A 13,381-nucleotide genomic window follows, 5' to 3' on the forward strand; every position below is an offset into this window, starting at 1 on the left:
GTTTTGCGGCCTTTTTTACGTTTATCCCGCTTTATTGAAAATGACTTATATCTGCAAATTGCTTCACTTCACCTTCACCATCTTCAAATTCTATTATACTTAGACTAGCACTATGCATAAACGGATCATCCCATACATTTTCTATTTCAATACCCGCAAAATGTCCTACAAGTAATTTTGCTGCTGCCGCATGGGAGACAATTAATATACTTTCTCCTTTATGCTTTTCCAAAAGAAGCTGCATCCCCTCAATTACCCTTTTATGAACAGCCTCAAAATTTTCTCCTGATGTTGACTGAAAAAGATGTGGTTCATACCAAAATAACTGTATGTCGTCTGGGTATTGCCTTTCTATATCATCAATTGTCTGTCCTTCCCATATACCCATGCTAATTTCATAGAAATGCTCATCCGCGATTATCGGTATATCACGTTCTCCCTTTATTAACTCTGCAGTATGAAGGGTTCTTTCACTCGGACTACTATAGATCGCATGAATAGATAAATCTTTCATTCGCTCTCCTAATTGCTTAGCTTGCAGTATACCATTTTCAGTTAAAGCAGAATTTTTTCGCCCTTGCATTCGCTTCGCTACATTCCATTCCGTTTCACCATGCCTTGTTACATATACCGTTGTCTTCACTTCAATTCCCCCTTACCATGTTGGCCGTAATTCCCACGGTTCTACTCGTCCTACAATCCATTCATCACATTTACTTTCAATTCCTTTTATTACCCCATCCGATATTTCTTCATGAGTAAGCCATCTTGCGTATGTATCTTCTAATATAAAACCTAAAATTATTCTATGATAGCTACATCGCTTACCCCCTATTTTGTGCGAGGCTATTCTCGACGCTTTACTGCCTAAAATATGAAAAACATCGTATGTTTCAGACGACAAGTCTAATTCTCTACAAATAAGTGATAACGCATCTTTTGCACTTGAGTGTATCCATGCGACAACCAATGTTATTGGGCCATTCCTCCCAATTGTGTTTTTAATAGCTAACTTTACATCGTCATCATTATGATAATCTAACGGAAGGCATGTGATATTTTCTGGTATAGCACTCTCTCGTTTAACATTTTCTAATTTCACTTCATCTCTTCCAATAATAGAAACATGAAACCCTTGCTCACAAAGCCACATAGACACCCTCTTTAACATTCCTGTTCCACCAATTACTAGCGCATGCAACTTTCTTTGCCCCCTTAGTAAAACGTCATATGAGGTTTATCTTCCCTATAATAATTAAGCCTGTCTTGCAATGTCCCTGAATGAAACTCAAATTTGTGGCCATCAGGATCAACAAAATATATAGATTCACAGTCCCTTACATCCCGTTCTCTTCCTTGTAAAATATGAACATCGTTTTCTTCTAATCGCTGTAGTAGACGTTCAAAGTCTTTTTGTTCAACAGAAAACGCAATATGCGTATAAGATTGATGAATCTCATTTCTTGGAATATGTATTTCTTCATTAAGCGCTATCCATACTCCACATATATTAAAATATGCAAGTTTTCTTCCTCTAACTAATAATTCTCCTTCCAATACTTTTTCGTAAAATGTAATAGAATCTTCTAAATTAGATACTGAAAAACATAGGTGATTGATTCCTTTTAACAACTCTAATTCCTCCTATACAAATAAAAGATGAGCGAAAATTCACTCATCTTTTATTATACTATTTTTTTGTAATATATGCCCATTTATAACTGAAGTCCCCACCAAACGTATGATTTGCAATACCTTTTACGTATGGTTTCTCTAAGTATGCGGTACTTTGTTGATACGTAGGAGAAATGGCAGCATCTTGACCAATTAAGATTTTTTCCGCTTCTGCAAGTGCATTCCAGCGTGCTTTATCATCTTTTAATAGTTCTCCTTTTGATTTCGCTACTAACTCATCATACTTTGGATTAGAATAATCCATTTCATTAAATGAGCTTCCAGTAACAAACATATCAATATAAGTCATTGGATCTGGATAATCTGGACTCCATGCAGATAAAGAGAATTCATATTCAAATTTCTTTTCTAAATCCAACTTCTGCTTATATGGCTGTTGTTTTAAATTCACTTTAATACCAGGTAAATTTTTCTCTAACTCTTCTTTAATAAAGTCTCCTACTTTTTTACGACTACCGTTATCATCATTTAGTAATTCGACTGTAATTGTATCTTGGCCAAGTTCTTTCTTTGCTTCTTCCCATAATTTTTTCGCTTTTGCTGCATTATCTTTACTGTCACGGAAATTTTTATTTACAGTACGGAAATCTTTCCCATCTGGTCCTGTCGTAAATTTTTCAGGTACTAAGAAATATGCTGGCAGTGATCCGTCATTTAAAATAACATTTGCAATTCCTTTTTTATCATATGCTAGGTCAATTGCTTCACGAACCTTTTGATTTTTAAACGTTGCATTTTTTTGGTTAAATCGTAAGAAATACATACGTGGATCTAACTTCGTTTTAAATTCATCTGGCTTATTCTTTTTATATTTATCAACAAATTCAGAAGTTAAAATAACACGGTCCGCTTGATCACTATCATATAAATTTACTCCTGTGCTTGTTTCCTTTACAATATTCACATTAATTTCTTCTAACTTCACAGTATCTTTATCCCAATAATTAGGATTTTTCTTTAACTGATAACTTCTTTCATGTTTCCATTCACTCATCGTAAACGGTCCATTATATAATAATTTATCTGCTTCTAATCCGTATTTATCTCCTTGTTCTTTCACATATTTTTCATTTAAAGGGAAGAATGTTGGGAATGAAGTAAGCTCAAGGAAATATGGTGCTGGTTGTTCTAATTCTACTACTAACGTTTTATCATCCTTCGCTTTCACTCCTAATTGATCTAACGGTAACTCTCCTTTATTTACTTTCTGTGCATTTTTCACATCAAATAAAATAAATGCATACTCAGCTGCCATTGCTTTATCTAATGTACGTTGCCATGCATATACAAAATCTTGCGCTCGAACTGGATCACCATTTGACCATTTTGCATCACGTAATTCAAATGTATATGTCTTTTTATCTTCACTAATTTTCACGTCTTTTGCCATACCTGGAGTTGGTTTATTATCCTTATCTAAACGATATAATCCTTCCATTGCATTTACAAAGGCACGGAATGATACAGAGTCTGTTGATTTTGACGTATCCATTGAAGGAATTTCAGCTGTTTCTAGTAAGTTTAATACTTGCTTATCTGCTGCCCCCTTACCTGTTTCTTTCTTCGTTGTAGATGCCTTCTCCCCATTTCCGCAACCTGCAACTAATACACTAGTCGATAATGCAACTGCAGCAATCGTTGTTGCCTTTCTCTTCATTGTTCCTTCCCCCAATCTATATATATAAAGTGAAACTTTAATCAGTGGGGGGGTTCTTCATCCCCCACTGATTATTAGTTGAACCAATCGGGCTTTTATGGGCAGTTGCCCCCCCCACCTAACTTCTTTGCTTCCACTGAATTTTGAGATGGGAGTCTTACTGCCCATTAAAGCGGGATAAATGAAAGCCAGTATAATACATATTATTATACAAAAGATTCAGATTATTTCAAATATTATTTTCGTATATACAAAAAAAGAAGCGGATAGAGAGCTCTACTATCCACTTCTTTTTCTTTTACTTGTAATCCATCCTCTATGTCAAATGGATTTTGAACTTTAAATATTTCGTCCATTATCTTTAAAAATTCTTCCTCATTTTTAGATTCGCCATTAATCATAAGTGAGTATGGCTCAATCTCACCCAATTTATAATCAACAACAAATTGGATCGTAACCTTTTTCCTTGGCATATCCGGACTATCCCCTTGGAACTCTACCAATTCTAATCCTTCAGTGCCACGATAATATGTCCAACCCGGATTTCTAAAATAATTTTCAAACGATTCACCAATTGAAAAGAACGGATATTCATATAGAGAGCTTGTACGAACTTTTTGAATAATATCTCGATCAGTCGGGAAGAAGAAATGGCTGATAAAAATACTAGCAACCGCTAAAATCGTAACAATTGTTGCTCCCATTTTACTCGTTCCACCACTATCACGAATGAGGTACTTTTCAACCGATCCATCTTGAATTTCTCTTGCTTTTATTCGATATATACGCCTTTCTGCAAATTGATAATATAATCCATTCGCAAAAATCGCCATTCCAAATAAAATAAAAACAAGTAATAGAAACGTAAGAGGCACCATATTAATGATCGGCAATGCTACGTTGAAGCCCATATAATAAGAAAACGCATCACACGCTAATAATAACACTACAAATAAAGCTGCAGGTAAATAATACTTACGATATCCGAGCCAACCTACATTGAAAATAGCTGCCCAACCATTCCAGCTCCACCTAGCAATCCGCTTTTCCTCAAGCTCCCATTTCCTTTTGTAATACGGATATTGTCTCCCTACATATACTTCTAATTCCTTGTCTATTAGCGAACTTCCTTCACCCTGTTCAGTATGCAAAGTCCGCTGGCAACTTTCACAATTTAACTGATTTCCCTCGCAAAGTTGCCCACAATTTATACATTTCAAAACAATCCCTCTTCCCATCCATACGTCATTTCAAAATACCTTCGTGTTTTAATAACCACTCTTTCCTCCATAAACCGCCCGCATACCCAACAAGTTTTCCGCTCTTTCCTATTACACGATGACACGGAACGATTATTGAAATCGGATTGCGACTATTTGCTCCTCCTATTGCTCGTACAGCTTTCGTATTTCCGACTTTCTCTGCAATATCTAAATATGAAGCACTTACGCCATAAGGAATCGTATAGAGCGCATCCCATACATTTTTTTGAAATGCTGTTCCCTCAGGAGACAACGGGACTGTGAACTCTTTTCTATTCCCCTTAAAATATTCATCGAGCTCATTTATACATTGATCTATCATTTCATTTGTATGTTCTTCTTGTCTCTCATCAACAAATATAACAGACGTAATTCCTTTATCGTTCGCTGTAATTTCTAGCAAGCCTAATTCACTTTCATAATAAGCTTGGTACATATGTCATCCTCCAATTCAATTCATATTCATTATTGTAACACGAATAGACAAAATTTTTCGTATAAGCGTTTTATTCGAGAAACAAAAACGAGAATGATACAATGTAAGAAAATTCAATCTAGGAGGCTATTGGATGAATTACAAACTTTTTTCACCTTATACAATTAAAGACGTTACATTAAAAAACCGGATTGTTATGTCACCTATGTGCATGTATTCATCGAAAAACGAGGATGGCCAAGTAACGAATTTCCATCTTATTCATTATGGAACAAGAGCTGCTGGTCAAGTTGGTTTAGTTATGATTGAAGCAACAGCGGTGTTACCTGAAGGTCGAATTTCAAATAAAGACTTAGGCATTTGGGATGACAGTTTAATTGAAGGCTTACATAAAGCGACAACTTTTATACACGATAATGGTGCAAAAGCTGCCATTCAACTCGCTCATGCTGGAAGAAAAGCAGAATTAGAAACAGATGCGTTAGCTCCTTCAGCCATTCCATTTAATGAAACAATGAAAATGCCAATAGAAATGAGCAAACACCAAATTAAAGATACTGTATTAGCTTTTCAGCAAGCTGCAGTACGATCCAAACAAGCTGGATTTGACGTTATTGAAATACACGGTGCTCACGGTTATCTTATTAATGAATTTCTTTCTCCACTTACCAATAAGCGGACTGATGAATATGGTGGTTCACCTGAAAATCGATATCGTTTCTTACGGGAAATCATTGACTCGATAAATGAGGTTTGGAACGGACCGTTATTTGTTCGTATTTCAGCAAATGATTATCATCCTGACGGGTTAACAGTTCAAGATTATGTACAATATACAAAATGGATGAAAGAACAAGGAGTGGATTTAATCGATTGTAGCTCTGGGGCTGTTGTACCTGCGCGCATCGATGTTTATCCTGGGTATCAAGTACAATATGCTAAACATATTAAAGAGCATGCTAACATTGCAACTGGTGCAGTTGGATTGATTACGACCGGGGCACAAGCAGAGAAAATTTTAAATAATAACGAAGCAGATTTAATTTTTATCGGACGTGAGTTACTTCGCAATCCTTACTTCCCAAGAATAGCCGCCAATGAACTTGGCTTAGAATTAGAAGAACCGTATCAATACGAGCGAGCGCCTGGGAAAATCAGTACAAATAAATAAAACCGAGAAGCTTTTCTTCTCGGTTTTATTTATTCTATCGTTGTAATTTCATTCGAATTATAAATGTGGATACCTGATTCTTCTCGCAATGCAGTTATATACATCCCTTTCGCCACATCTTTAGCGGAAATTGGTTTATACTTTTTGAAGGCTCCTTTAAATATAAAAGGAATCATACGAGATAATTTTTCCGCCATTCTTTCACCAAAGCGAAATTCTTGTCGATTTCCTACTAATAAAGATGGCCTAAAAATGTGAATACCACCAATTACTAACTTTTGCAATTCCTCTTCCATTCTTCCTTTCACTTGTGAATAAAAGAAAAACGATTTAGGATTCGCTCCCATTGAGGACACAACAAGGAAATTTTGCACCCCTTGTTTTTCAGCTAAACAAGCCGCTCGTAACGTATATTCATAATCTACCTTTTTGAAATTAGCTTTCGTTTTTGCTTTTTTGATTGTTGTTCCTAGACAACTAAATACGTCATCTACAGCAAAGAACTCTTTATATTCCTCTAATGCCAAATAATCTACTTGCTTTTGCTGTAACTTTTCATGTTGCCATTGCATTGGTTCTCTTACAAAAATAGTAACCGAATCGTAGTAATCTGATTCAAGTAATAGACGCGTTATCTCTTGCCCAACTAAACCACTTGCACCAAGTACTAACGCTGTTCGCTTATTCATATATGCATATACCTCTTATTTTACTTTTCTCTCCTTTAGTAACATACAACTTTTAGGAGTTTCCTTCTCTCATTTTACCACAAGTAAAGCACTATGCGTACGCATAGTGCTTTACTCACTCTTTTTTCTCATCTTTCTCTCGTAATTTTGTTACGGTTGATGCATCTCCTAAATTACTTATTAATCTTCTTAAAAAAATTAAGACTACGGCTAATGGTAGTACTACCGCTAATATCAATAAAATAGCTTCCATTAAGTAACCCAAACACTCATCCCCCTCTAAACCCTCCTTTCATATATATATGAACACTGCGTTGTCACATATGCATGTATTTGCAAAAATAACACATCTATATTTGACAACTTTATAACAAAATCAAATCGGAATGATTATTATTTATTGCAACTTTATAAAAGATGTATTATACTAAGTTCGCAAACTAAAACGTAATTATTCCGTTTTGTATTAAAATGATATTTTTCTTCTATAATTGGGGAAAATATATCCGTAAAAAAAGAAAAGAGGAGAACTTCATGCCTAAAAGATTGACTATATTTTCATTCTTACTTATTTTCACTTTAATTTTTACTGGCTGCTCAAATACAAAAGAAGGTAATGCCAAGAAAGACGGAAAGCTAACTGTTTATACAACTATTTTTCCTCTTGCAGATTTCGCAAAAAAAATTGGTGGCGACTATGTAACTGTTGAAGCAATTTATCCGCCTGGTGCCGATTCTCATACATTTGAGCCAAGTCAGAAACAAACAGTACAAGTTGCAAAAGCCGATTTATTCGTTTATAACGGTGCTGAATTAGAACCATTTGCTGAAAAAATGGAAAAAACATTACAAAAAGAAAACGTTAAAATTGTAAATGCATCAAAAGGTATTGAACTGCGTACTTCTACTGAAGAAGAGCATCATGATCACGGAGACGGCCATAAAGAGGATGAACATCATCACGATAAAGACCCACACATTTGGTTAGACCCTACTCTAGCAATGAAACAAGCAGAAAAAATTAAAAATGCACTTGTAGCATTACAACCTGACCATAAACAAGAGTTCGAAAAAAACTTTGCAGCACTTCAAACAAAATTTACTGATTTAGATGATCAATTTAAAGCAGCAGTTGCGAATGCAAAAACGAAAGATATTTTAGTTTCTCATGCGGCTTATGGATACTGGGAACAACGCTATGGCCTGAAACAAATTGCTATCGCCGGTATTTCAGCTTCTGATGAACCATCTCAAAAACAACTTGCTGACATTACAAAAACAGTAAAAGAACATAATCTAAAATATATTTTATTTGAAACATTTTCTACTCCAAAAGTAGCATCCGTTATTCAAAAAGAAACAGGTACAAAGATTTTACGCTTAAATCACTTAGCTACTATTTCTGAAGACGATGCGAAAAATAATAAAGATTACTTCACTTTAATGGAAGAAAACGTAAACACATTGAAAGAAGCTACTAACTAACCAACTTTTGATAAGAAGCTGAATACGATATTCAGCTTCTTTTTTATGTGTTTCTGCTTGACTTGACCAAAATAACAAGTAAAATTATCCATATTAGCTTTCAAGCTATATCAATTTAGAAGGTGAGTTGGAATTATGACTCTTCACATTTGTGAAGTAACAGAAAAAAATTGGCGTTCGGTAGCTGCTTTAAACGTCGCAAAAGACCAGCAGCAATTTATTGAAAGCAATGCGTTTTCTTTAGCAGAATCATTATATGAGGGAAACGGAACGTCAGTAGGTTTATATGATGGAGAAACACTTGTAGGATATGCAATGTATGGATGGTATTGTGAAAAACGTAAAAGCGTATGGTTAGATCGCTTTATGATTGACCAACAATATCAAGGAAAAGGATACGCAAAACGGTTCCTTCGCTTGCTCATTCAATTCTTACAAAATAAATTTGAATGTAAAACAATTTATTTAAGTTTACATCCAGATAACAAACTTGCAATGGGATTATATGAATCATTTGGATTCCGTTTAAATGGCGATATTGATGATGAAGGCCCTGTTGTAGGTGTTGTAATGGAGTTACTTTTAGATGAACATACAAGCCTGTGAAAACAGGCTTTTTTATTATCCTTCATTTTTTGCAATCTAGCATTTTTCTACAAAGTGCTTAGTTAATCCAAAAAATAAGCCTGCAATATGCGCAGACTTATTTCACACACTCCTCGAAATGTGCTTGGAACCATTCTTTATTAATATCTTTTCCGATGAAAACAACTTCACTTACTCGATCTTCGCCCTCTTGCCACTCTCTATCATACGAAGCAGCAAATAACGTATGTACGCCTTGGAAAACGATACGTTTATCCACTCCATCAATCGATAAAATTCCTTTGTAGCGATATAAATATTCTCCTAGTTCTTGAACGACAGCTGACATCCACTCATTTAGTTTTTGTAAATCTAACGGACGCTCTTCGCGTAGTACAAACGATTTTACACCTTCTAAATGATTATGCTCTGTATGAGGATAAATTTGTAACGTATCTTTCGTTTTAAACGTTTGAATTTGTAGTAACGATGGAATATCCACATCACAGTTAGTCGACTGAATTAACTTTGCAGTCGGGTTTATTCCTTGCAATTCATGTAAGAGATGTTCTTTTTCTCTCTCTTCAATTAAATCTAACTTATTCACTAATACAACATCGGCAAATGCAATTTGTTCTTTTGCTTCTAGTCCTTTTTCAAAATGTTTATGTATATGATAACTATCTACTACTGTTACAACACCGTTAATTTGGTATGCAGATTGAATAACAGGATCTAAAAAGAATGTTTGAATAATAGGACCTGGATTTGCAAGACCCGTCGTTTCAATTACTAATCCATCAAAGTCCATTTTCCCTTCTGTTTTTACATCCAGTAATTGTTTTAAAGCAACGAGTAAATCTTCACGTACAGTACAGCACAAACATCCATTCGTCATCTCCATAATCTCTTCTTCGACATTCATAATCAGCTGATTATCAATACCAATTTGCCCGATTTCATTTACAATCACCGCTAATTTCTGACCGTGATTCTCTGATAAAATGCGATTTAATAATGTCGTTTTCCCTGATCCAAGAAAACCAGTTAATATTGTTACTGGAATCATTTTGTACCTCTCCTTATAGCTATATGTTTCTACATTATATCATATAGAAATAATCGTTTTTGTAGCAAAACATATTTATTGTTTGTACGCCCCTCTAACTATATAATAATATATAGTTAGAAAGCCTTTTCAAAAATAATCATTCATCAAGGGGGTACTATAATGGAACGAGTTCAAATGGCCGAAACGCTAGAATTTTCTCGTATTATTCAAGGTTTTTGGCGTTTAGCAGAATGGAATATGAGAAAACAAGAATTACTTTCTTTCATTGAAGATTGTATGGATATGGGAATTACTACTTTTGATCATGCTGATATTTATGGTGGCTATACGTGTGAAGGACTGTTCGGAGAAGCGTTACAACTAAAGCCTTCTTTACGTGAAAACATGCAAATCATCACAAAATGTGGAATCGCTCCCCCATCACCGAAATTTCCAGAGCGATATGTTGCTCACTATAACACTAGTGCAGAACATATTATTCAAAGTGCAGAAGCATCACTTAAAAATTTACATACAGATTATATTGACGTATTACTTATCCATCGTCCTGATCCTTTCATGGATCCAAATGAAGTGGCAGAAGCGTTCTCACGCTTAAAACAGGAAGGAAAAGTTCGTCATTTTGGGGTATCTAACTTTTTACCTTCCCAATTCAATATGTTAAGTTCATACTTAGATTTCCCGCTTATTACGAACCAAATTGAAGTATCAGCTCTGCAGCTTGAGCATTTTGAAAAAGGAACAATTGATTTATGTCAGGAAAAACGAATCAATCCAATGATTTGGTCACCTCTTGCTGGCGGAGAAATCTTTACTGGTCAATCAGAACGCGCTGTACGTGTACGTGAAACCGTTCAAAAAGTCGCTACTGAACTAGGTGTTACTAGCATCGATACTGTTATGTATGCATGGTTACTTGCACATCCAGCTAATATGATGCCGATCGTTGGCTCTGGTAAATTAGATCGTGTTAAAACGGCCGCTCTTGCTACAAAAGTTAACTTAGACCGTCAACAATGGTTTACAATTTTTGAAAGCTCTAACGGACATCCTGTACCATAATGCACAAAAAGAAGAGCCGTTTCTCTACAGCTCTTCTTTTTCATATGTATTTCTAGTCATCGCAAATACACACATATCTCTTAATCCATTTCCATCTACTGCAACACTCGCACTTTCTAACACACCCTCTAATTTAAACCCTAATTTCTCAGGGATCGCTCTACTTTTCTTATTTAAAGAATCACAACGAATTTCTACGCGATTTGCTTTCAGTTCAGAAAAAGCATAATCTGTTATCCCCTTTGCAGCCTCGACCATATAGCCCTTTCCACTAAACCTCGAATCAATCCAATACCCAATTTCAAATTGGGGTATATCCCAATTAATGCGATGCAATCCAGCTGATGCGATAAACTCGCCTGTTTCTTTCGAAAATACTAGTAACCTTAAATCCTCACGCTGTAAAAATTGAATATGCGATTTTCTAATGCTCACTTCTACTTCTTCCTCTGTTTGCTCTTTTTGCGCAAAAACCATCCATGGTTTTAATTCTTTCATAGAAGCTTGAATGGCATCGTATACAGCTTTACCATCACCTGGTTTTGGCATTCGAATCAATAGCCTTTCAGTATAAAATTCAGAAGGAAAATCGAATAATAACGGATTCACTTTCAACACTCCTTATAATTCTTTTATATATAATAATATCCATCTCAAACTATACAGTAAAGAAATTTCTGAATTTTATACATTTAATTCATTTACATCTACCGCAACACGAACGCCAGATTCAATTGCCCCTTGTATCCATCCGTGATATAACGTTGTATGGTCTCCAGCAAAGAATATTCTTTCCTCTGGTTTGACAATCGCTGGTTGCAACTCTGATTCTTGACCTGCCTGAAATAGAGCAAACCCTCCAAGTGCATATGGATCCAACGTCCAACTTTTTGATATACCAGATAAGAATTCATCATATACTTGACCGCCTAATATCGTTGCTAAGTTTTGTAATGTGTAATAAATACGGTCACCCTTTGATAACCCATCCCATAACAACGCATCATAAGACCATGTATAGCTGCCTAACATTATAGCAGGTCCTTTTTCTCCAATTCCATGACTTGGATAATATGCGTAACGAATTGGCAAATCTGTTATAATTCTGCCACCTAACTGTCCTTGTTCTTCCCAAAATCGACTTTTAAATTGAATTCCTATTTTTGTCGCTGGCATATAATGCAATTCACGAATTGCTTTCCATTTCTCATGAGATATAGAATCAAATGGATCTACTTCTACAAACCGCATTGTCGAAAACGGAATGGTAACAATAACTAAGTCCCCTGTAATACTACTATATTCAAACGTTTCTTCGTTTCGATAGAAAGCTGTCACACCATTATCATGCTGATGTAGCTTCATTAATTTTTGATTATATATAATATCTTCCTCTAATTGTGGTAAAAAAGATTTTGGCAATCTATCATTACCGCCTATTATTTCACAAAATCCGCTCTCCTCTTGCATAATGTATAAAAAACGTAATGTCTCAACGAATGACCTTTCTAAAAAACCTTCTAAATCCAACAAAACGCCAATCATCTCAATTGTTACTGGTGAAAAGTAAGTATTATATTGATAAGGGTGATATTTTAAAAATTGTCCTGTAGAGTATCTCCCAAAATCCTTTACTACAACATCCCAATTTTTCTCTGGGTTCTTTTTAATAAAATTTATAATAGGCTGTACCGCTAACAATAATAGCTCCTCAGACGTTTTCCCAACTTCATTCATTTCCACAGGATACTTTAATATATTTGGCTCTTTTTCATATTGTTTTAATGTCGTTTTTCGGCCGTTTACGTAAATAATATCAGTCTCATTCCTATTAATAAAAGGGCTTACCTGTAGCCCAAATTTTCTTATATATGCCATCGTTAATGTATGCGAATACGGAATTCTCATCGCCCCTACATCCAAATATAAACCGGTATCTTCCATTCTAACTGTCTCTATGCGGCCACCTACCCGGTTGTTTGCCTCAAAAATCTTCACTTCATGTCCCGCAGCTTTTAATAAAGATGCCGAAACTAATCCAGCCATGCCGGCCCCTACTACAATAATTTGCTTCGGGCTCGTCGTCTTCTTTAATCCTTTATTTATAATTTTTAATGTTTCATCCATCTCCGTGTTATACATTATATCTTTCTGCACAATTCCACCCCTTACTTCATCAAATGGGCATTAGTCGTTTAGTGCATTTTATTCATAAATTTCTATAAACATAACAACAGAGCAAGTTGAATATTCACTAAAAATACATA

15 protein-coding genes are annotated in these 13,381 nt (G+C 35.2%); 4 read left to right on the top strand and 11 right to left on the bottom strand.

All coding sequences use genetic code 11. The features are described from left to right. Positions 1 to 31 precede the first annotated feature (31 nt). From FH036_RS06685 to FH036_RS06710, 6 genes are all read right to left on the bottom strand, one after another. Positions 32 to 643, bottom strand: a complete 612-nt coding sequence (locus tag FH036_RS06685; protein WP_000859179.1) for a phosphoserine phosphatase 1 — start codon at positions 641 to 643, stop codon at positions 32 to 34. 12 nt (positions 644 to 655) lie between these two features. After that, on the bottom strand, positions 656 to 1,201 hold the full coding sequence (locus FH036_RS06690; protein WP_139895549.1) for a short-chain dehydrogenase: 546 nt from the start codon (positions 1,199 to 1,201) through the stop codon (positions 656 to 658). Between the two features lie 14 nt (positions 1,202 to 1,215). Then, entirely contained in the window at positions 1,216 to 1,632 is a 417-nt protein-coding gene (fosB, locus tag FH036_RS06695; RefSeq protein WP_000911692.1) for a FosBx1 family fosfomycin resistance bacillithiol transferase, read from the bottom strand. 58 nt (positions 1,633 to 1,690) lie between these two features. After that, complete coding sequence (locus FH036_RS06700; protein ID WP_044790756.1) at positions 1,691 to 3,352, bottom strand: peptide ABC transporter substrate-binding protein; 1,662 nt, start codon at positions 3,350 to 3,352, stop codon at positions 1,691 to 1,693. Between the two features lie 236 nt (positions 3,353 to 3,588). Then, positions 3,589 to 4,572: a DUF2628 domain-containing protein gene (locus FH036_RS06705; protein WP_139895550.1), complete on the bottom strand. Its 984-nt coding sequence runs from the start codon at positions 4,570 to 4,572 to the stop codon at positions 3,589 to 3,591. 25 nt (positions 4,573 to 4,597) lie between these two features. Continuing rightward, positions 4,598 to 5,050, bottom strand: a complete 453-nt coding sequence (locus FH036_RS06710) for a methylated-DNA--[protein]-cysteine S-methyltransferase (protein WP_000283894.1) — start codon at positions 5,048 to 5,050, stop codon at positions 4,598 to 4,600. 133 nt (positions 5,051 to 5,183) lie between these two features. Between FH036_RS06710 and namA the strand changes: the two genes are divergently transcribed. Beyond that, complete coding sequence (gene namA, locus FH036_RS06715; RefSeq protein WP_098227867.1) at positions 5,184 to 6,221, top strand: NADPH dehydrogenase NamA; 1,038 nt, start codon at positions 5,184 to 5,186, stop codon at positions 6,219 to 6,221. A 29-nt stretch (positions 6,222 to 6,250) separates the two neighbouring features. On the opposite strand, the gene FH036_RS06720 is transcribed toward namA, so the two are convergent. Both FH036_RS06720 and FH036_RS27010 read right to left on the bottom strand, forming a co-directional pair. Further along, positions 6,251 to 6,910 carry an oxidoreductase gene (locus tag FH036_RS06720; protein ID WP_001042754.1) on the bottom strand — a complete coding sequence of 220 codons (660 nt, stop codon included), beginning with the start codon at positions 6,908 to 6,910 and terminating at the stop codon, positions 6,251 to 6,253. 115 nt (positions 6,911 to 7,025) lie between these two features. After that, positions 7,026 to 7,175 carry a hypothetical protein gene (locus FH036_RS27010; RefSeq protein ID WP_000540927.1) on the bottom strand — a complete coding sequence of 50 codons (150 nt, stop codon included), beginning with the start codon at positions 7,173 to 7,175 and terminating at the stop codon, positions 7,026 to 7,028. Between the two features lie 269 nt (positions 7,176 to 7,444). Here FH036_RS27010 and FH036_RS06725 point away from each other — a divergent pair, with 269 nt between their 5' ends. Together FH036_RS06725 and FH036_RS06730 are read left to right on the top strand one after the other, a co-directional pair. After that, positions 7,445 to 8,395, top strand: a complete 951-nt coding sequence (locus FH036_RS06725) for a metal ABC transporter substrate-binding protein (protein WP_001126173.1) — start codon at positions 7,445 to 7,447, stop codon at positions 8,393 to 8,395. Positions 8,396 to 8,530: 135 nt separating this feature from the next. Next, a complete protein-coding gene (locus tag FH036_RS06730; protein WP_000172424.1) occupies positions 8,531 to 9,001 on the top strand; it encodes a GNAT family N-acetyltransferase in 471 nt (156 codons plus the stop codon). A gap of 97 nt (positions 9,002 to 9,098) precedes the next feature. Here the strand turns inward: FH036_RS06730 and FH036_RS06735 are convergent, their stop codons facing one another. Next, positions 9,099 to 10,049 carry a CobW family GTP-binding protein gene (locus FH036_RS06735; RefSeq protein WP_139895551.1) on the bottom strand — a complete coding sequence of 317 codons (951 nt, stop codon included), beginning with the start codon at positions 10,047 to 10,049 and terminating at the stop codon, positions 9,099 to 9,101. Positions 10,050 to 10,211: 162 nt separating this feature from the next. Here FH036_RS06735 and FH036_RS06740 point away from each other — a divergent pair, with 162 nt between their 5' ends. Continuing rightward, positions 10,212 to 11,114, top strand: coding sequence for an aldo/keto reductase (locus tag FH036_RS06740; protein WP_000442778.1), 903 nt, complete (start codon positions 10,212 to 10,214; stop codon positions 11,112 to 11,114). Positions 11,115 to 11,138: 24 nt separating this feature from the next. Here the strand turns inward: FH036_RS06740 and FH036_RS06745 are convergent, their stop codons facing one another. Beyond that, positions 11,139 to 11,723, bottom strand: a complete 585-nt coding sequence (locus FH036_RS06745) for a GNAT family N-acetyltransferase (RefSeq protein ID WP_139895552.1) — start codon at positions 11,721 to 11,723, stop codon at positions 11,139 to 11,141. Between the two features lie 75 nt (positions 11,724 to 11,798). Further along, positions 11,799 to 13,271, bottom strand: a complete 1,473-nt coding sequence (locus tag FH036_RS06750; protein ID WP_139895553.1) for a flavin monoamine oxidase family protein — start codon at positions 13,269 to 13,271, stop codon at positions 11,799 to 11,801. Between the last annotated feature and the right edge of the window lie 110 nt (positions 13,272 to 13,381).

This window comes from Bacillus sp. CD3-5 (genome assembly GCF_006349665.1).
Classification (GTDB): Bacteria; Bacillota; Bacilli; order Bacillales; family Bacillaceae_G; genus Bacillus_A; species Bacillus_A paranthracis.